We start from the raw sequence: 18896 nt of genomic DNA on the forward strand, positions 1-18896 counted from the left end.
GGTCTGGCCGGGAGCTTCGCCCCCGGCCATCATCGGCAGCGTCACTTCTGCGCTTCGGCCGCATCCGCCATCGCATTGGCCGCGTCCTGCGCACTCATATCCGGCGTTGCTACAAACTCCGTGATGCTATCCATTATTGCGCCGCGGACCTTTTGCGGAACCGTCATGTTGTGCGCCATCGAACGGACGAGCGTGCCGGCGGCGATCGAGGCTTGCAGATCCTTTTGCGAGAGTTGCTGGCAGGGATTGAAGCCGTTCGAAAGATCGACGTCGAGGCGGGCCGGAATGGACCCTTTGGTCTGATTGAAAATGGTCTGGAATTCGGGCGACAGGATGATGCTGGCAAGCAGCTTCTGTCCCTCGATATAGTCCGGGTCCTTCTGCTTGAAGAACACGACCGAGTCTGAATTCAAGATGAAACCGGGCTTGCCCCAATCGGTCGGCGCCTGAGCGCAGACATAGTCGGTGCCCTCCTTGAAGCCGCCGGCCGTCAGCAGGCCGATCGTCCAGTCGCCCATGATGTGGAAGGCGGCCTCGCCGCGGCCGACGAGATGCGACATGGTATCCCAGTCACGCCCGTTCATGCCGGGGTCCATGTACTTCGAGGTCATGGTGCGAAACTGCTCGAAGGCCTTGACCATGCCGTCGCTGCGCATGGCATCGACGTCGCCCTCGACGAAAGCTTTCTTGTAGAGATCGAGGTCCTGACCGTACACGACCACTTCGAAGACGGTCGAGTCGGTCCAGTCGGCGGTCGAGTGCGAAATGCAGATCTTGCCGCTGGCCACGATCTTGTCGCAGGCGGCGTTGAATTCCGCCCATGTCTTCGGCATCTCGGTGACGCCCGCGTCCTTCATGACCTTCGGCGATGCCCACAGCCAGTTGATGCGGTGGATGTTCATCGGCGCGGCCACCCAATTCCCGGTCGGCTTCATCACCGGCAGCAATTCGGGAGCGACGACCTTCTCCCAATTTTCCGCCTTCGCCAGGTCGTCGAGATTGGCTGTCATGCCCGTCTCGTTCCATTCGGCGATCTCGGGGCCCTTTAGCTGCACAGCGGGAGGTGCGTTGCCGGCGATCACATCAGCACGCAGTTTGGCCAATGTATTGGCCGTATGGCCTGCGATGGAGGTCTGCTGCCAGGTGCCACCCTTGGCGGTAAACATCTCGCCGAGCTTGGCGATAGCCTGGGCGTCCGATCCGGTGGCCCATTGATGCAAGAGGTTGGTCTTCGGCTCCGCGAGGGCTGTTCCGGTAATCAAGGTGAAGGCGGTAGCGGCCGCAAAGGCCGTCCTCAGGTATTTCATCGTTTCACTCCCATATGTGATGCACGGTTCGTATCGACCGCTTGTGGCCCGCGATTTGAGGTCGTGGCCGGCGAGATGCAGTAATCTCCGTTCTTTCCAAGATGACATATCTGGGCTATCAGTCAACGTGCTTTGTGCCCATCATGAACAAACCTTCGCTTAGAAATTGGCTGATCGACAGGCCGTCGGCGTCGCCGGAGAGCCTGATCGTCCGATGCCTGCGCGAGCGCGGCGTGCTTTCTGCGTCGCAAATTACCCGCATTACCGGTTTGGCGCGGTCGACGGTTTCAACCGCGCTCAACGGCTTGAGAAAGTCAGGGATGGTGATCGAATCCCCGGCCCATCATGACGCGGCCAGGGGTATCGGCAGGCCTGCCACGACATTGACGCTCAATCCCGCTGCGGGCACCTGCGTCGGCATCCATCTGGGCCTCGACGAGATGCGGTGTGTCGTCGCTGACGTCTCGCATTCTTTCGTTGCCGAACAAACTATCCCCATGGGCCTGGACTACCAGCCGCAACAGGCGGCCCAGCTCGCCAAGTCAGTAATTGCCCGATGCTACGAAGAGAACGGTCTGCCGATGGCGGGGCTCCTGGGGGTTGGGGTCTCCGTCTCGGGCCCAGTCAGCCGCGAAGGAGTGGTGCTGCGCGCGAGTATCGTTCCGACCTGGGCCGGGGTCAACATCCGCGATGTGTTCGGGCCGGTCCTTGAACAGCCGATCTTCGCCGACAATGAGAGCAACTGCTCGGCCATTGCCGAGCTGATGTGGGGTGCGGCCGTCGGCCAGGACGATTTCGTGCTGTTCAAGGTCGATCTGGGCGTCGGCGGGGCCATTGTCCAGCACGGTCGGCTGGTGAGCGGCATCGCCGGCGGCGCCGGCGAATTCGGGCACATCAGCATCGATCCCGGCGGCGACCTTTGCCGGTGCGGCAATCGAGGATGCCTGGAGCTCTATGCCAGCTTTGCCGGACCGCTCGAGCAGATTTCGCGCATCGTGCGGCGGCCGGTCACGATGGACGACGTGATCATGATGGCCGAGGAGGGCGACGTGAGGGCGCTGCGGATGATCGAGGACACCGCCGAGTTCGCCGGCCGTGGCCTTGGCCTGATCGGTTCGGTTCTCAATCCGCCGCTCATCATCATCAGCGGCCGCATGGCCCTGGCGGGCGACATTCTCCTGGCGCCACTGATCGCATCATATGAACGCCACACGCTCATCAAGTCCCGCGATGTGGCGCCTGCGCTGCGCACGCGGATAATCGTTGGCAAGCACACGGAGAACGACGCATTGCTCGGCGCGGTCGGCCTCGTGCTGCGCCACAACAGCCGGCTTCAGTGACCCGGCTTGCTTCGGGTGGCGCTCTGATTTTGCGAGCTGCTCGCCGAAGCAGCGGAACTGATGTTTGCCTACGCGACACGCACCGTGCGCTGCCTCGGCTTGATCGCGGTGGCGAGCAGCAGGCCGGCGATGATGAAGGCGGCGCCGGCGAGATCGTAGTCGTGCAAGCTTTCGCCAAGGACCAGATAAGCGAGAACGGCGACGAAGGCGGTCTGGAGATAGAGCAGCATGCTCGCGCGCCCCGCACCAAGTGTCTCGACGCTACGGTTGTAGAGATAGTACATCAGAGCGCCGCCGGGGCCGGCAACATAGGCGAGAGCCAGAAGGCCGTTCGCATGCAGCGCCGAACGATCCCCGGAAAACAGTTCCCAGAGATAGAAGGGCAGTGCGGCCAGCGCGCCGGCTCCCAGCAGCAGGACCACCATCGGCAGAAGCTCGATAGCGAATTTGGCGCGACGCAGCAGCACGGTGTAGAGGCCCCAACAAAACGCGCTGCCGACGATCCACAACTCGCCGGGATTGAACTGCAGCTGCATCAGCGCGGCAAGGTCGCCGCGCGCCACGATCACCACCATCCCGGCCAGAGCGACCAGCGCTCCAAGCGCTTTCCAGATACCGAGGGGCTCGCCGAGCACGAAGCGGGCAAGCACCATAGTCATGATCGGCGACAGCGCCATGATGATGCCGGCGGTTGTCGCGTTGGTGTAGTTGAGGCCCGTGTAGATCATGCCCTGACACAAGGTTAGCCCGATAGTGCCGATGACCAGCACCTCGATCACCCGGGATTGGATCAGCACGAGCATCGCCCCGTGATGACGATGGACGATAGGCAGCAGGATCGCGCACGCGAGCGTCAGCCGCCAGAAGCAGAGCGCCCAAGGCGGCATCTCGGGGGCAACCCACTTGGCGGCGATATAGACGCCGGCCGACAGGAGCCAGCAGAGCGTCGCGAGGGAATAGGCGAGCGGAAGTGATGCGCCGGGTGTCGCCTTCGCTACACTTGGATGTGCTATCGGCAGCGATTGGATATCCGTCTCCTCCCACCGCAGACTTTAGCAGATTTGCGGCGTCTTGCTAAGCAGCAACAACAGCTGTTTCACCAGCTGGTGCAATCGGTGGGTCGTTGTGGGTCCCGCCGTTCACGGTCTCCTTCCATTCGAACGCATGTTGGCCCATGAGCAACTCGATACCGAAAAGCGCAAGCCGTACCGATTTCGCGCGATACAAATGTGAGATTTATATTGCGCGACAGATATTCGCGCGGTTGCCACAATCTTCTCGCGCCATATTTCTACCGAGCGCAGATCTGTCGCGAATTCCTGGCCCTCGGATTACGAGCGCCGCTGTTTCGAAGCAATTGGAAGAATAAGCCACTGACTTCCGTTTGCACAAAGAGCGCGACACAAATCCATGCGGAGGACGTCCGATGCATGCCGGCTTCCCAGGAAGCGTACTCGTAGCGGTGTTGGGCACCGTCATGGCAAGCTGCGCTGGCATTCCGGCGCAAAAAACCGGGGCAATATCCGGCTATGGCCCCAACCCCACATTACCGAAACCAAGACCGACGCTGATCCCGACTGTTAACATCGCCGAGGCGAAAGGCTGGCAGAAAGAAGGTATGCCGACCCCGGCGAAGGGGCTGACAGTGAACGCCTTCGCCACCGGCCTCGACCATCCGCGCTGGCTACATGTGCTTCCGAACGGCGACGTGCTGGTTGCTGAAACCAATGCCCCTGCCAAGCATGACGAAGGCTCCAGTCTTAGAAAGGTCTTCATGGACCTGGCTATGAAGCGGGCTGGCGCCGCGACCAAAAGCGCCAACCGCATCACGCTCCTGCGCGACACCGATGGCGACGGCATTGCGGATGTGCGCACGACGTTCGCGGAAGGCCTCAATTCGCCCTTCGGCATGACGCTGTCCAAAGGCAAGCTCTATGTCGCGAATACCGATGCGCTCGTCGCTATCCCCTACTCCAATGGCCAGACCCGAGTCAGCACGTCGCCGGAAAAGATCATCGACTTGCCGGCCGGGGACCTCAACCATCATTGGACCAAGGACGTGATCGCAACTCCGGATGGACGCAAGCTCTATGTCACCGTTGGTTCCAACAGCAACGTTGGAGAAAACGGCATAGCCGCGGAGAAGAACCGCGCCGCTGTCCTTGAAGTGGATCGGTCTACCCGCCGCACTCGGGTCTTCGCCTCGGGCCTGCGCAACCCGAACGGGCTCTCCTGGAATCCTGAGACTGGCCAGCTTTGGGTCGCCGTGAACGAGCGTGACGAGATCGGCGACGACCTTGTGCCGGATTACATGACCTCGGTTCGTGACGGCGCTTTCTACGGCTGGCCCTACAGCTACTACGGACAGAACGTCGACAAACGCGTCAAGCCGCAGCGCCCCGATCTCGTGGCGGCAGCGATCAAGCCCGATTACGCCCTGGGCTCTCATACCGCCTCGCTGGGACTGACCTTCTCCAAAGGCGCGCAACTCGGTCCGGCCTACGGCAACGGCGCCTTCGTCGGCCAGCACGGCTCGTGGAACAGGAGTGTGCGCAGCGGTTACAAGGTCATCTTCGTGCCGTTCCGTGGGGGCAAACCGAGCGGTCTCCCGAAGGATGTGCTCACCGGCTTCATCGGGCGGAATGGCGAGGCGATGGGCCGTCCGGTCGGCGTCGCTATCGATCAGACTGGCGCACTGCTCGTCGCCGACGACGTCGGTAATGTCATCTGGCGGGTCCGCCGGGCGAACGGCCGTTGAGCGCAGGTGGCCTTTCTGATTCCGATCTCACCAGCCTTCGGCTACAGCGCCACGCCCGATATGGCTGCATTCGGCGGAGACGGATATCCTAAACAATTAGCTAGCAGCACGCCCGAAGATAGTCGTGTCAAACATGCTTGCGCCCGCCTGCCTCGCGGAACCAGCTGTCAGGATAGGGATACCACCAGCCCTGAATCTCCGGTCTGTGGTCGATGATGACCATCTTCGAGCGGCGGAATGCATCCAGACCCTGGCGGCCGAGCTCGCGGCCGAGGCCCGAAGCCTTCCAGCCCCCGAACGGCAACGCGTCATTGTCTATCAGCGGATTGTTGACCCAGACCATGCCGGCCTCGAGCCGCTCCGCGGCCTCATGCGCTTCGGCAAGATCGGTGGTGAAGACCGAGGCGCCGAGACCGAAGGGGCTGTCGTTGGCAAGCTCTATCGCCTCGTTGAAATCCTTGACCCGGCAGATTGCGGCGACCGGCCCGAAACACTCTTCGCGCACGATTGCCATATCGGCGGTGATGCCGGTCAGGATGGTCGGCTCGTAGAACCAGCCTACATTATGTGCCGGCGGAATGCGTCCGCCGGTGATCGCTTTGGCACCGCTGCGGATCGCACCGTCGACCAGCCGGATGACCTTCGCACGCGCGGCCTCGCTGACCAGCGGTCCGATCTCGGTTTTGTCGAGGCCGTTGCCGATACGCAGCGCGCGCGTTTTCTCGGCAAACAGATCGACGAAGCGGTCGTGAACGGCATCAACCACGAAGAACCGTTCGGCCGAAGTGCAGACCTGGCCAGTGAGATGGAAGGCAGCCGTGACGCTGCCGGCAGCCGCCACGTCCAGTGGGGCGTGTTGGCTGATGATCAGGGGATCGCTGCCGCCGGCCTCGATAACGCAAGGCTTCATGCGCTCTGCACATGCGACGGCGACAGCCTTGCCGGCGGCGATCGAACCGGTGAAAGCAACCGCATGCGTGCGGTCCGAGGCGATCAGCGCCTGCGCCGTTGCTGCTCCGCCTGGCATGCAGGAAACCAGGCCCTCCGGCAGGGAGCGGAACACGGTCATGTAATCCAGCGTCGACAATGTTGTCGCTTCGGCGGGCTTGATCACGCAGGCATTGCCGGCGGCAAGCGAGGCGGCGACGGTCCAGCACATCAACAAGATCGGAAAATTGTAAGGCATGATGTGCACCGACGTGCCGTAGGGCTCGTAGCGGGCATACTGGAACGAACCGGCCTGCGTCGTGCCGGCGATCTTGCCGGCGTCGTCACGCGCCATTTCGGCGTAATAGCGGAAGATCGGCGCGCAATTGGCGATCTCGCCGATCGCCTCCGGATAGGGTTTGCCCATCTCGCGCACCATCAGCTCGGCGCAGTGCGTGAAGTCGGCCGCCTCGATGGCGTTGGCGACGGCGTGCAGATGCCGGGCACGGCTCTTGGCGTCGAGCTTTTTCCAGGCCGTTTGCGCCTTGGTCGCTGCGGTGAGCACGGCGTCGATCTCGCCGTCGCTGGCTGCGGTGATCGCGCCGACGGTTTCGAGCGTCGCCGGATCGATCACCGGTTTTGCCGCACCGGTCATTGGCCGATAATCCGGATTGACGAAGAAGGTCGGCCGGTCAGGTGAAAAGTCCATTCTGTCCTCCCGTGTGCACGGAACCTTTTTGAGAATTCACCCTGCCGAGACAGGCGGCGTGGTTTTCGAGAACCGAAGCGGAGCGGAGATTAAAGTCCATGAGCATCGGAAGCGGAGAAAACGGCGTCAGGTGTCCGGTAGGGTAGAATTATCGAGAAGGTTCAGCGGATCATGTAGACTTTCTTGATGGTCTCGTGGACGGTGCAGACGCCTTTCCAGTCCTGCGGAAAGAACGCTGCGGTGTCCGGTTCGATCTCGATCACCTCGCCGGATTCGTGGACATAGGTGCAGCGTCCCTCGAGGAAATGGCAGAACTCATCGCGGGTGACGTGGCAGTGCCATTTGCCCGGCGTGCAGACCCACAGTCCGCATTCGGAGCGGCCCTCCGGCCCCTTGTGCAGCAGCTTGCCGGAAGTGCGGGATTCGCCGTCGATCAGGGTGGGGATGACGCCCCAGTCGACCAGGTCGGTGAGGGCGAGCGGCGATTTCATGATCGGTGTCGGCATGTCGGGAGCTCCAGTGGCCGGCTTTAGGCCAGCATGTAAACGTTGCGGATGGTCTCGTGGACGGTGCATTCGCCGGTCCAACCGGCCGGGAACATGACAACCGTGGCGGCGGATACCTCGATCACCTCGCCGTCGACCGATCTGTAGGTCGCACTGCCGGCAACGAAATGGCACAATTCGTCGCGCGGAATCGCCAGCCGCCAGCGACCGGGCGTGCAGACCCAGATGCCGGATTCCGGCTGGTTGTTCCGCCCTTTGTGCACCAGCCTGCCGGTGGAGTGCGAAGCGCCTTCCAGCGCGTCGGGCTGGGTGCCCCAGTCGACGAGGTCGGTGCGGGTCGAGGCTTGGTGGAGGTGTGGGGCAGAGATCACAGCAATTTCTCCAGCAAAGCAGCCGCTTTCTCCGGGCCGTTCTGCGACTGCATCTGGGCCGACGTCTTGGCCAGCTTGGCCCTGATTGCCGGGTCGGTCAGGCAGGTTTCGATCCTGGCGATGAGCTCGGCGTCGCTCCAGTCGTAGCGCGGCATGCCGAAGCCGTGGCCGGTCTCCTCGACCCGCGTCGCATTGTCGTGGCCGTCCCAGACGTAGGGCATGATGATCGCCGGCTTGCCGAAATACAGGCACTCGGTGAACGAATTGTTGCCGCCATGATGGATCACCGCATCGACCTGCGGGATGACCGATGGCTGCGGGAACCAGCTCTCGACGATGACGTTTTCGGGCACTTGCGCGTACTGCTCCTTGTAGCCGCCGACATTGACCAGCGCCCGGTAGCGCGTCTTGCCCAACGTTGCGACGATGCGCTTCAGCAGATCGACATCGCCGGCGCCAAGGCTGCCGAAGGAAACATAGAGCAGCGGCCCGTCATTATTCTTCGCAAAAACCGGCACGACGTAGGGCTTCTCCTGCCGCACGCAGCCTTCCAGATATTGGAATTTTGCCGGGTCGAGCGGATAGCGGCGCTTGAACTTCGCCGCCTCGGGATAGAGCAGCAGATTGAGGTACGGCGAGGCCTCGAAGAACTGGCCGATCGGATACGGCGCTTCGTTGTTCGCTTTCAAAAACGCATTGAAGTCGTCATGGATCGGCTTGATGACGGCGTTGAAATGGTCGCGGTAACGCCGATGGCAGGCGTGGTCGTTCTCGCCGCAGCCGGACAGATGTGGCGGGATGTCCTCGTCCTCGATCTCGTTTTCCGAGCAGGAGATGACGCGCACCCAGGGCTTGCCATACTGCTTGATTGCCGGGAACAGGATGACGTTGTCGACGCAGATGACATCAGGCTTGATCGTCGCAAGCACGCCAGGCAGATCCTTCTCAGCCCATTTGGCGCTGTCGACGATCGCCGTCCAGCAATCCTTCACGTAATTGTCGACCTGGTCATAGGGCGATTTGCGGAAGTTCGGGATGTGGCCGTTGATGAAGTCTTCCCAGAACGTGGCCATCTGTTCCGGCGGCATCGGCTCGGACAGGTTCACCGGATGAGCCTCGAAGTCGTAGCCCTTGTAGACGTCGACGAAACCGGGGTCCGACAGGAACACCGCTCTGTGGCCGCGCGCCTCGATCGCCTGGGCTATGCCGACGGAATTGAGCGCGGGGCCATAGGCGGCCTCCGGAAAGAACGCGATCGTCTTCTGCGCCATGAGAGGTTCTCCTTCGATCAATCTGCGAAAATTCTGACGTCAGCCGCATCCCAGCCGAGCTCGACTGTATCGCCCGACGAGACCGGGCGGCGGTCGGCGGCGTCGGCGGTGACGCGCACCAGGAACGGCTTTGGCGACAGGGCGGTGCGGACGTGCAGCTGCAGATCGAGTCCCTGATAGGCCAGCGCCTCGACCGCGCCGAAGATACGGTTGGCCGTTTCTGCCGACGGGAACAGCCGGATGCGTTCGGGCCGCACTGAAGCTACCGCCGCAGCGCCCGGCGAAATTGTTGCGGGAACATCGCCGGCGATCCGCACGCCGTTGCTTGCCAGCACGCCGTCGCCGGCGGCTTTGCCCGGTACGAAATTCATGACGCCGATGAAGTCGGCGACGAAACGGTCCCCCGGATGCTCGTAGACCGCATGGGGTGTATCGCATTGCAGCAGCTTGCCGTCCCTGAGCACTGCCATACGGTCGGCCATGACGAGCGATTCCTCCTGATCATGGGTGACGATGACGAAGGTGATGCCGACCTCGTGCTGCAGCCGCTTCAGCTCCAGTTGCATGGCCCCGCGCAATTTCTTGTCGAGCGCGCCAAGCGGTTCGTCGAGCAGAAGCAGCCGTGGTCGCTTGACCAGCGCTCGGGCAAGCGCGACGCGCTGTTTCTGGCCGCCGGACAATTGCTCCGGCTTGCGGTCGGCGAAGGCAACGAGTTCGGTCGTCGCCAAAATGGCGTCGACACGGGAGCGGATTTCCTTTGCAGGCAAGCGTTCCATTTCGAGGCCGTAGGAAACATTGGCCCTGACGCTCATATGCGGAAACAGCGCATAGGACTGGAACATCAGATTGACCGGCCGCTTATTGGGCGGGGTCCTGGCGATGTCGCGGCCGTCGAGCAGGATGCGCCCGTCATTGGGCGTCTCAAAGCCGGCCAACATGCGCAGCAGCGTTGTCTTGCCGCAGCCCGAAGGTCCAAGCAAGGCGAAGAACTCGTTCTCGCGGATATCCAGCGAAATGCCGTCGACCGCCGTCACCCGGCCGAACTTCTTCGACACGTTGTCGATCGCCAGCAGCGTGCGGGGCTCGTTCATTGGCCGATCACCCCACGGTTGAACCGCTGCGACAGGGTCAGCGCGGTGATTGAGACCGCCATGACGATAGTCGCCAAGGCATTGATCTCCGGCGTGATGCCGAAGCGAATCATCGAATAGATCTGCATCGGCAGCGTGGTCGAGGCGCGGCCGGCGCCGGCGGTGAAGAAGGCGATGATGAATTCGTCGACCGAAAGGGTGAAGGCGAGCAGCGCGCCGGCGACAACGGCAGGCAGGATCACCGGCAACGTCACCCGCCGAAATGTCGTGAGGGCGGAAGCACCGAGATCGGCAGAGGCCTCGACGATCGACCAGTCGAAGCTTTTCAGCCGCGCGCGCACCACGGAGCAGACGAAGGCGAGATTGAAGACGACATGGGCGAGGATGATGGTGTGCAGGCCCAAGGTGAGATCAAGCATCGAGAAGAAGCTGAGCAGCGCGATCGCCAGCACGATGTCGGGAATGATCATCGGCGCAAAGATCAGCGCCTCGAGACCTTTGCCGTGTTGCCGGCGTATTTCGACGCCGATCGCCAGCAGCGTGCCGAGCAGCGTGGCGATGGCGGTCGAGACAAGCGCCACGATCAGTGTGTTGAGCGCGGCAGAAAGGATTGCGGCGTTTCCGATTAGCGAGACATACCATTTCAGCGAAAAGCCCGACCAGACGGTCGGCAGCCCGCCTTGGTTGAACGACAGCGCCACCAGCACGGCGATCGGGATGTAGAGGAAGGCCAGGACCAGTGAAAGCACGAGCCAGAGCGCGCGCCTCGTGGCGAGGGAGCGCTCACCCATCGGCGCCTCCTCTCGCTTCGGCGGCACGGCCCGAGGCGCGATCAGCAGCCAGGGCCTGCGCCGTCAGCACCAGCAGCATGATGGCGATCAGCACCATTGCCAGTGCCGCACCGAAGGGCCAGTCATTGGCGGTCAGGAACTGCTCGTAGACGACATTGCCGATCATCTGGAAGCGCCCACCGCCGAGCAGAGCAGGGGTCACGAAATTGCCGATCGACAGCACGAAGACGAAAACAGCGCCGGCGGCGATACCCGGCACGGTCAGTGGCAGGATGACCCGGCGAAATGTGGTCACGGCCGACGCGCCGAGATCGCGTGAGGCCTCTGCGAGCTCCGGATTGAGCCGCGACAGCGGCGCGTAGCAGGCCAGGATGACGAAGGGCAGATAGTTGTAGACCAGACCGGCGATGACGGCGCCTTCGGTATAAAGCATCGACGGCGGCTCGCCGGTGTAGCCGAACCAGCGCAGCAGTTGTGTGATCAGCCCTTCGCGGTTGAGCAGCACGATCCAGGCATAGGTACGGATCAGGTAGTTGGACCAGAAGGGCAAGACGGCAAAGAACAGAAACACCGGCTGCAGTTGCCGGGGTGCTGCCGCGATCGCATAGGCGGCGGCATAGCCGATCACCACCGCGACCAGGGTTGCCGTGCCGGCAATGCGCGCCGAATTGAGGAAGATGCCGGCATAGAGCGGGTCGAACACCAGCCCGAAATTCTCCAGCGTGAAAGTGTAATCGATGCCGCCATAGATGCCGCGCCGGAAGAAGGCGAGCGCCAGCACCAGCGCGCATGGCACGACCATCAAGGCGGTGAGCCAGGCCAGCGCCGGCGTCATCAGCAAGAATGAGCGAAGTCTTGTTTGGGACAAGATTGCGGTACCGCATTCAACGGTCGGCGGCGAAAACCCCGCCGTCGACCGGGATCTCTGATTTTGATGTCGGTTATTGCGCGGCCTTGATTTCGCTGACGATCTTCGAGTAGTCGCGTTGGGCATCGCCGACATCGCGCAACTGCTCGAACTTGACCAACTCTGCCACCGGCATGCTCATATTGGGAAATTTGGCGAGAAAATCCGCCGGCAGGCTTTCCATAGCCGGCTTGTTCGGTACCTTGTAGTCGATGTTCTGGGCCGCCCAGGCGTGGTTCTTGGCGTCCAGCATGAAGTTGATGAACTGGAAGGCGGCGTCCTTGTTGGCCGATGCCTTCATCACGACCATCGTATCGACCCAGAGATCCGAGCCTTCTTTCGGTATGGTGTATTTAATTTGTGGATTCTCGGCGATCCCGTAATTGCACCAGCCATCCCAGGCCTGAACCATCAGCGCCTCGCCCGAGACCAGCTTTGAATAAAAGGTCGTGTCGTCATAGGCCAGCAAAGTCTTCTTGGCCGAGATCAGCAGGTCCTTGACTTCGCCGAGCTTTGCCGGATCGGTCTCGTTCACCGAATAGCTCTTGGCGAGTTGGCCGGCGGCAAGCAGCCAGCGGTCGGTCGCCAGCATCGTCGTCTTGCCCTTGAGCGCATCGGACGGGGCGAGAAGGTCGTTCCAGCTGACCGGCTCCGCCTTCACCAGATCCGAACGGTAGCAAAGGCCGGTGGTGCCCCAAGTGTAGGGCACGGAAAAATTGTTGCCGGCGTCGTGCGGCAGCTTCGCCGCCTCGGGATAGAGATTAGCGAGGTTAGGGATCTTGGCATGGTCGATCGCCTCGATCAGGCCGAGCTTGTTCAGCACTTCGGCGAAGGGCGAGGAGACGAAGACCACGTCATAGCCCTTGCCGCCGGACGCGACGAGCTTGCCCATGATCTCCTCGTTAGTGGCGTGAACCACGACTTCACCGGAGACACCGGTCGCCGCCTTGAAAGCTTTCATGGCATCCGGCGCCATGTAGCCGTCCCAGTTGGAGATAACGAGGTCGGAGGCAGCCGCCGGCGCTGACAGCGCCAGGCCAAGGCCAAGTGCGATCAAGGATTTCCTTAACGGACGGTGCCGCAGGGTGGTGGTGGTCATGACAGACTCCCATTCTGGTTGATCATCGAACTTAGTCGTCGGACCAGCGCTTGCAGCCGTAGCCGCTTTGATCCTGTTCCCCGGTCTTTTTATTGCCGATTGATCTCACAGTACTATTGCAGAAAAAAGTACGTCAATCCATAATTTGTCAAACTACGGTGAATCCCGGCCGATCGCATCCGCAAGGGCAATCGGCCAAACCTCCGCCGCCCGTCCTTCATGAGAATTGCCATGCAAGTTGCAGCCCGACGTCCCCGCACCAACCATCTCGACCTCGCACAGCGCATTCTCGATGTGGCCCGGAAACGCGGCTTTGAACCCGGCGCTCATCTCCCGGAGCAGCAGATCGCTTCGCTCTGCAATGTATCCCGAACTCCGGTGCGGGCCGCGCTGCGTCTGCTCACTGAAAAAGGCGTAGTTCAATGGGAGGCTGAGTCCGGCTATCGCTTGGCCGTAGACCTCACAAGCCAGGCGACCGTCGCCGCCGACCTGCCGAGCGCCGAGGAGGATGAACTTGCCGACATGATCCTGCGAGACCGCTCGGCGCGCCGGCTGGACCAGAGGGTCACCGTCGGCGCGCTGATGCGACGGTATAATGCCGAGCGCAGGACGGTACTAAAATCTCTGAAGAAACTGGCCGAGGAAAATCTTCTGGACCGCGCGCCGGGGCAGTCCTGGCTTTTCAGGAGAGCGCCGGACGATCTTGGCGCACAAGGGGAGAGCTATGAATTCCGGCTGTTGCTGGAACCCGCCGCCCTTCTGGCGCCTGGATTCCGGCTGGATGGGACGCGCGCGGCAGCCTTGCGACAGGGCATGGAAATGCTGCTGGCTCTGCCCGACGCGGCATTCGATTCCAGAGAGTTCCAACGGCTGGACATTGATTTTCACGGGATGATCGCCGGTGGCTCCGCCAACCGCTTCGTCGCCGAGGCGTTGGCCGATCATCTCAGGCTGCGCCGGCTGCCGGGAACGTATGCCGGCGTCAATGTCTTCCGGCTGAAGCAATCATTGCGCGAGCATCTGACCATACTCGACCATCTGGAGAGCCAGCAGTACGAGGTTGCAGCCGATCTGCTTCGGGTCCATCTGCGGCTTTCACGCAGCCAGCGACCGCAGGCGGCTAGTCGCGGGGCGCCCGCGCTGTTCGGCATGATCAGCCGGCCGGAATAACGAGGATCATGCGCAAAGGCAGCCCGACCATCGCACTGTTTCCGGAAGCGAGCTTCGGCGCTGCGCTGAATTGCGTTGGCATAGCGCAGGCCCTGCGCGCTCGTGGCGCCCGCCCGGTGTTCATCTGCCATGCCGGCTTTTCTGGCGTGTTCGCCGACTATGGGTTTCAGGAATACCAGTTGCCGACTGACGACCCGTTGACCGACAGCGAACGCCAGAGCTACTGGCAGGCCTTCGTGCGCCGTCATCTGCCGCATTTCAGGCTGAGCCCCATCGATCAGCTCGAAACCTACGTTGCCCCGACCTGGCAAGCAATCGTAGACACTGCGGTCAACGCCGAGGCGCCGCTGCGCCAATTGCTGGCGCGGCTGAAGCCGGACGCCGTGGTGCTCGACAACGTCGTCATGTTCCCGGCATTGGCGACCGCCGGCTGCCCGTGGGTGCGCGTCGTCTCCTGCGCCGAAACTGAGCTTCCCGATGCCAATGTGCCACCCTATCTGTCCGGTCTCGCCGCCGACGACCCGAGCCGCGCGGCGTTCGAGGCGCGCTACCTGGCAGCGGTCGCTCCGGCCCATGACCGCTTCAATCGGCTTCGGACCGACGCCGGTCTTGCGCCCTTGCCGACGGGTCTTTTTCTGGAACCTTCGCCCGCCCTCAATCTGCTGCTGACCCCAACGATTGTGCGAAGGCAGCGCGCCGAGCCGCTCGACCCTGCCAGCTTCGTCTATCTCGAAGGCTGCGTTCGCTCGGAAGGGCCGTTCGACGTGCCGGTCTTTCCGCGCAATGACGGACCGCTGGTTTATGTCAGTTTCGGTAGTCTTGGCGCCATGGATGTCGGCCTGATCCAGCGCATGCTCGCCGTTTTCGACAGGCTGCAGGCCCGCTTCATTGTCAATGCCGGAGGTCTGCGCGACAGCTATCGCGCCGTTCCGGACAATGTCTATCTCGATGCCTGGTTTCCACAGCCTTCGGTCGTGGCGAAATGCGACCTCTTCATTCATCATGGTGGCAACAACAGCTTTTGCGAAGCACTGCGTTTCGGCGTGCCGTCGCTGGTCATGCCTTATTGCTGGGACGGGCATGACAATGCGCAACGTGCCGAAGAAACCGGCGTCGGGCGCCACATCAGCCGCGATGGCTGGACGGAAGACGAATTGGAGCGAAGCATTCTCGGCCTGATGGCCGATGCTGCAATGCGCGCACGCCTCCGGGAGAATGCAGTGCATATGGCGCTGACACCCGGAACCGACGTGGCTGCCGAAGCCATTCTCGCTCTCGCAAGGACCCGACCTGATGCTTGACACCACAACAACGGATGCCTCGACCATGAACGGCACCAACGACCCGAAAGACTGGTTGGCCGCTCACGCTGTCAGCGAGGTCGAGTGCCTGGTGCCCGACATGAACGGCGTGCTGCGCGGCAAGGCCCTGCCAGCGGCCAAGTTCCTCAAGGCGATCGAGGACCGAGCACTCTATCTGCCGAGCAGCGCGTTCCTGGTCAGCATCGACGGCCGCTATTCCGGTTCCGTCGACGAGGGGTTCGCCTACCAGGACCCCGACATGCGGATGGTGCCGGATGTCGCAACACTCTGTCTGGCGCCCGGTGGCGGGCCAGGCAAGGCCTATGTCTTCGCCGATGCGTTCCACATGGACGACCGGCCGTGGATGGCTTCGCCGCGGCACGTGTTGCGGGCCGTGCTCGATCTATATCGCCGGCGCGGCTGGCGGGCGGTGGTGGCGCCGGAGCTTGAATTTTATCTCACCGCGCCCAATCCCGATCCCGACAGACCGGTGATGGCGCCGGTCGGGCGCAATGGCCGCTCCGAAAGCGTGCAGCATCCCTATGACATGGCGGCACTGGAGCAATTCGAGCCGGTGATCCGGCGCCTGTATGGCTATGCTGCGGCAGCCGGACTGCCGCTCGACACGCTCATCCATGAATCGGGCACGGCCCAACTGGAGATCAATTTCCTGCATGGCGACGCGCTGCCGCTGGCAGACAAGGTGTTGCTGTTCAAGCGAATGACGCGCCAGGCCGCGCAGGAAGGTGGCATGCAGGCGACCTTCATGGCCAAACCGATAGCCGCACAAGCCGGCAGCTCAATGCATCTCCATATGTCTGTCGTCGACGAGGCCGGCAACACGCTGTTTGCCGGGCGTGACGGCGCCGACACCGAGATGTTCGGGCATTTCATCGGCGGCCTGCAGAAATACATTCCCGAGGTGATGCCGCTGTTTGCGCCGAACGTGAATTCGTTCCGCCGCATCCGGCCGAACCACAGTGCACCCGCCAACATCGAGTGGTCGCACGACAACCGCTCCTGCGGCCTGCGTGTGCCGGCCGGCGGGCCCACCGCGCGGCGCGTGGAAAATCGGCTGCCCGGCGCCGATGCCAATCCCTATCTGGCGATAGCCGGCTCGCTGCTTTGCGGTTATCTCGGCGTCGAGGAGAAGATCGCTCGTTCGACGGAAGCGTCGGGCAATGCCTATCGCAGCAGGAGCACGCTGCCCAAAACCATGGAAGAGGCGCTCGACCGCTTCGCTGCGTGCGATCCGCTTCGGGCGGTGCTCGGGGAGGATTTCTTCCAGACCTATTTGCGCGTCAAGAGCGTTGAGCTCGACCTGTTCCAGAGCGTCGTCACCTCTTGGGAACGCGACCATCTGCTGCTCAAGGTGTGATGATGGGCTTCAATTCTGGGGGCTTCAACTCCGGCCTGGATATCGGCAAATCCTACTATGTCGCGACGGCCAATCCGGCTCCGGACCATCCGGCGCTGCAGGGCGACGTCGACGCCGATCTGGTGGTGGTCGGCGGCGGTTGTACCGGCCTCTCCGCAGCCTTTCATGCAGCCGAACGCGGCCTGAAGGTGGTGCTGCTCGAAGGCGGCAAGATCGGCTGGGGGGCGTCGGGGCGCAATGGCGGCCAGATGATCCCCGGCCTGCGCAAGGGCGCCAAGGGGCTGGTCAAGCTATATGGGCCGGAACGGGGGAGGGCGCTGTTCGATCTCGCCTTCGAGGCGCGGGCCCTCGTGCTCGGTCTGATCGAGCGCCATGCCATCGATTGCGACCTCAGGCTCACCGGCCATCTGGCTGGTGCGGTCAACGGTTCCGACCTGCGCGACCTCGAAGAAGAGGCCGAGTGCCTTTCTACGGTGATGAACTTTCATGATGTCGAGATGCTGTCGGCAGCGCAGGCGCGCGGAATGGTGAACACACCTTATCACGGCGCGATGTACGAGAAGCTCGGTGGCCATATGCATCCGCTGAACTACACGCTCGGTCTTGCTCGCGCCGCGGCTGCGGCGGGCGTCACCATCCACGAGAATTCGGTGGCGCTGCGGCTGGAGCGGGAAGCTTCCCCCCGGGTTTCGACGGCCAAAGGCTCGGTCCGGGCCAGGCATGTCGTACTGGCCGGCGATGCGCTGCTCCACGGGCTTGAGCCGCGCGTCAACAGTCGCATTATGCCGGTCGGCAACTACATCATCGCCACCGAGCCGCTGGGCGACACGAGCGACGTCATCCCAAGCAATGTGGCCGTCTCCGACACGCGCTTCGTCGTCAATTACTACCGGCTGTCGGCGGATGGACGCCTGCTGTTCGGCGGCGGCGAGCGCTATACGCCGTCGCCGCCCGCCGACATTGCCGGCTTCGTGCGGCCGCACATGGAAAACACCTTTGCGCAATTGCGCGGCCGCCGCATCGATCACGCCTGGGGCGGGCTGGTCTCGGTGACGACATCGCGCCTGCCGCACGTCGGTCGCTATGGCGACGTCTATTTTGCGCATGGCTATTCGGGCAAGGGGGTGATCCTGTCGACGCTGTCGGGCAAGCTGCTCGCTGAGGCGATCACCGGTGATGCTTCGCGGCTCGATCTGTTTTCGACCCTAAGCCCGCTGCCGTTCCCCGGCGGCACGGCGCTGCGCGGCCCGCTCTATGTGCTCGGCATGCTTTGGTACGCAATGCGTGACCGCATCAAACATTGAGCGCAGGCATGCGTAATGAGGCCGAGCGCCGCCACCAAGCGATTAACGGCTGATTTCGCGGCGGCGTCCGACTTGATCGATGCTTGAATATCGTCCGCAGGCCATGGCCGCGAGTCGGTTCGTGCCCTGCTCCCGAAGCCTGAGCGCCGATAGAACTGCCTGTTATTTCCTCAGCTAATAGATCGATATGATTGCAGGATTGACAGTTTCATAGCCCAGGCGCGGCTCCGATTTGTCTTTCGAAATCGGGCTGGAGACAGTTCCGGTTGAACTGCAATCCAATTTTGTTTCCCTGTTTTTCTTGATCGTGCTGCCCGACAGGTCGGCACAGCACGACGTTACTGGTGTACTGACCACCCTCTTTTTCTCGTGTGCAACGGCGGCGGTGGATACGGCCATCACAATTGCCGCACAAATAATCGTCAATCTCATTGATTTCCCCCTTAGAGCACCGCAAAAATGTGGTCGACTGCCTTGAGACGCCGGCGAAGACGGTACTCGCGCTTAGCCGGCCCATGCAGCTTCCGACTGCACAAGATTGTAACTACATTAGCTGCAGCGCAAGTAACCATTCCGGACTAGTCGACCGTGAACTATCCGCAAGCCGTTGATCTGGCATGTTGATTGAGGCGGATAGCGGCTTTTGGATTGCAGGATTAGCGGTTT

General features: G+C 62.2%; 17 protein-coding genes. 6 read left to right on the forward strand and 11 right to left on the reverse strand.

Translation table 11 applies throughout. The features are described from left to right. Positions 1-41: 41 nt before the first annotated feature. Positions 42-1307, reverse strand: a complete 1266-nt coding sequence (locus NKI41_RS09275; RefSeq protein WP_023675509.1) for an ABC transporter substrate-binding protein — start codon at positions 1305-1307, stop codon at positions 42-44. A 143-nt stretch (positions 1308-1450) separates the two neighbouring features. Between NKI41_RS09275 and NKI41_RS09280 the strand changes: the two genes are divergently transcribed. Further along, positions 1451-2647, forward strand: coding sequence for an ROK family transcriptional regulator (locus NKI41_RS09280; protein WP_352682628.1), 1197 nt, complete (start codon positions 1451-1453; stop codon positions 2645-2647). 68 nt (positions 2648-2715) lie between these two features. On the opposite strand, the gene NKI41_RS09285 is transcribed toward NKI41_RS09280, so the two are convergent. Then, positions 2716-3675, reverse strand: a complete 960-nt coding sequence (locus NKI41_RS09285) for a DMT family transporter (RefSeq protein WP_031211408.1) — start codon at positions 3673-3675, stop codon at positions 2716-2718. A gap of 398 nt (positions 3676-4073) precedes the next feature. Here NKI41_RS09285 and NKI41_RS09290 point away from each other — a divergent pair, with 398 nt between their 5' ends. Beyond that, positions 4074-5405, forward strand: a complete 1332-nt coding sequence (locus NKI41_RS09290; protein ID WP_352682630.1) for a PQQ-dependent sugar dehydrogenase — start codon at positions 4074-4076, stop codon at positions 5403-5405. A 127-nt stretch (positions 5406-5532) separates the two neighbouring features. On the opposite strand, the gene NKI41_RS09295 is transcribed toward NKI41_RS09290, so the two are convergent. The 8 genes from NKI41_RS09295 to NKI41_RS09330 all read right to left on the reverse strand — a co-directional run bounded on the left by NKI41_RS09295 (position 5533) and on the right by NKI41_RS09330 (position 13077). Then, a complete protein-coding gene (locus NKI41_RS09295) occupies positions 5533-7041 on the reverse strand; it encodes an aldehyde dehydrogenase family protein (RefSeq protein ID WP_352682632.1) in 1509 nt (502 codons plus the stop codon). Positions 7042-7202: 161 nt separating this feature from the next. Further along, positions 7203-7547: a cupin domain-containing protein gene (locus NKI41_RS09300; protein WP_352469622.1), complete on the reverse strand. Its 345-nt coding sequence runs from the start codon at positions 7545-7547 to the stop codon at positions 7203-7205. 23 nt (positions 7548-7570) lie between these two features. Further along, positions 7571-7918, reverse strand: a complete 348-nt coding sequence (locus NKI41_RS09305; protein WP_352682634.1) for a cupin domain-containing protein — start codon at positions 7916-7918, stop codon at positions 7571-7573. Continuing rightward, a complete protein-coding gene (locus NKI41_RS09310) occupies positions 7915-9189 on the reverse strand; it encodes a glycosyltransferase (protein WP_352682636.1) in 1275 nt (424 codons plus the stop codon). Before NKI41_RS09310 ends, NKI41_RS09305 begins: the two co-directional genes overlap by 4 nt. A gap of 17 nt (positions 9190-9206) precedes the next feature. After that, positions 9207-10280 (reverse strand): ABC transporter ATP-binding protein, encoded by a 1074-nt coding sequence (locus tag NKI41_RS09315; protein ID WP_352452933.1) that lies wholly within the window; start codon positions 10278-10280, stop codon positions 9207-9209. Then, entirely contained in the window at positions 10277-11071 is a 795-nt protein-coding gene (locus NKI41_RS09320; RefSeq protein WP_352682638.1) for an ABC transporter permease, read from the reverse strand. The genes NKI41_RS09315 and NKI41_RS09320 overlap by 4 nt, the downstream gene beginning before the upstream one ends. Next, positions 11064-11906 (reverse strand): ABC transporter permease, encoded by an 843-nt coding sequence (locus tag NKI41_RS09325; RefSeq protein ID WP_352539482.1) that lies wholly within the window; start codon positions 11904-11906, stop codon positions 11064-11066. Before NKI41_RS09325 ends, NKI41_RS09320 begins: the two co-directional genes overlap by 8 nt. Before the next feature lie 106 nt (positions 11907-12012). Beyond that, positions 12013-13077, reverse strand: a complete 1065-nt coding sequence (locus NKI41_RS09330; protein ID WP_352682640.1) for a polyamine ABC transporter substrate-binding protein — start codon at positions 13075-13077, stop codon at positions 12013-12015. Between the two features lie 231 nt (positions 13078-13308). Between NKI41_RS09330 and NKI41_RS09335 the strand changes: the two genes are divergently transcribed. From NKI41_RS09335 to NKI41_RS09350, 4 genes are read left to right on the forward strand one after another with little or no spacing between them, the layout of a single operon-like run. Next, positions 13309-14247: a GntR family transcriptional regulator gene (locus NKI41_RS09335; protein ID WP_352682642.1), complete on the forward strand. Its 939-nt coding sequence runs from the start codon at positions 13309-13311 to the stop codon at positions 14245-14247. Positions 14248-14252: 5 nt separating this feature from the next. Beyond that, positions 14253-15548, forward strand: coding sequence for a nucleotide disphospho-sugar-binding domain-containing protein (locus NKI41_RS09340; protein ID WP_352682658.1), 1296 nt, complete (start codon positions 14253-14255; stop codon positions 15546-15548). After that, positions 15541-16926 carry a glutamine synthetase family protein gene (locus tag NKI41_RS09345; RefSeq protein ID WP_352682644.1) on the forward strand — a complete coding sequence of 462 codons (1386 nt, stop codon included), beginning with the start codon at positions 15541-15543 and terminating at the stop codon, positions 16924-16926. Before NKI41_RS09340 ends, NKI41_RS09345 begins: the two co-directional genes overlap by 8 nt. Beyond that, on the forward strand, positions 16926-18230 hold the full coding sequence (locus NKI41_RS09350; protein ID WP_352682646.1) for an NAD(P)/FAD-dependent oxidoreductase: 1305 nt from the start codon (positions 16926-16928) through the stop codon (positions 18228-18230). The genes NKI41_RS09345 and NKI41_RS09350 overlap by 1 nt, the downstream gene beginning before the upstream one ends. 174 nt (positions 18231-18404) lie before the next feature. Here the strand turns inward: NKI41_RS09350 and NKI41_RS09355 are convergent, their stop codons facing one another. Next, positions 18405-18662, reverse strand: coding sequence for a hypothetical protein (locus tag NKI41_RS09355; protein WP_352682648.1), 258 nt, complete (start codon positions 18660-18662; stop codon positions 18405-18407). Between the last annotated feature and the right edge of the window lie 234 nt (positions 18663-18896).

Source organism: Mesorhizobium sp. M0601, assembly GCF_040320845.1.
Taxonomy (GTDB): domain Bacteria; phylum Pseudomonadota; class Alphaproteobacteria; order Rhizobiales; family Rhizobiaceae; genus Mesorhizobium.

Bases quoted from the DNA above. Each gene is read 5' to 3' on its own strand.
- NKI41_RS09275 (WP_023675509.1), bottom strand. From the start codon at position 1,307: ATGAAATACCTGAGGACGGCCTTTGCGGCCGCTACCGCCTTCACCTTG.
- NKI41_RS09280 (WP_352682628.1), top strand. From the start codon at position 1,451: ATGAACAAACCTTCGCTTAGAAATTGGCTGATCGACAGGCCGTCGGCG.
- NKI41_RS09290 (WP_352682630.1), top strand. From the start codon at position 4,074: ATGCATGCCGGCTTCCCAGGAAGCGTACTCGTAGCGGTGTTGGGCACC.
- NKI41_RS09295 (WP_352682632.1), bottom strand. From the start codon at position 7,041: ATGGACTTTTCACCTGACCGGCCGACCTTCTTCGTCAATCCGGATTAT.
- NKI41_RS09300 (WP_352469622.1), bottom strand. From the start codon at position 7,547: ATGCCGACACCGATCATGAAATCGCCGCTCGCCCTCACCGACCTGGTC.
- NKI41_RS09310 (WP_352682636.1), bottom strand. From the start codon at position 9,189: ATGGCGCAGAAGACGATCGCGTTCTTTCCGGAGGCCGCCTATGGCCCC.
- NKI41_RS09315 (WP_352452933.1), bottom strand. From the start codon at position 10,280: ATGAACGAGCCCCGCACGCTGCTGGCGATCGACAACGTGTCGAAGAAG.
- NKI41_RS09320 (WP_352682638.1), bottom strand. From the start codon at position 11,071: ATGGGTGAGCGCTCCCTCGCCACGAGGCGCGCGCTCTGGCTCGTGCTT.
- NKI41_RS09325 (WP_352539482.1), bottom strand. From the start codon at position 11,906: ATGACGCCGGCGCTGGCCTGGCTCACCGCCTTGATGGTCGTGCCATGC.
- NKI41_RS09330 (WP_352682640.1), bottom strand. From the start codon at position 13,077: ATGACCACCACCACCCTGCGGCACCGTCCGTTAAGGAAATCCTTGATC.
- NKI41_RS09335 (WP_352682642.1), top strand. From the start codon at position 13,309: ATGCAAGTTGCAGCCCGACGTCCCCGCACCAACCATCTCGACCTCGCA.
- NKI41_RS09345 (WP_352682644.1), top strand. From the start codon at position 15,541: ATGCTTGACACCACAACAACGGATGCCTCGACCATGAACGGCACCAAC.
- NKI41_RS09350 (WP_352682646.1), top strand. From the start codon at position 16,926: ATGATGGGCTTCAATTCTGGGGGCTTCAACTCCGGCCTGGATATCGGC.
- NKI41_RS09355 (WP_352682648.1), bottom strand. From the start codon at position 18,662: ATGAGATTGACGATTATTTGTGCGGCAATTGTGATGGCCGTATCCACC.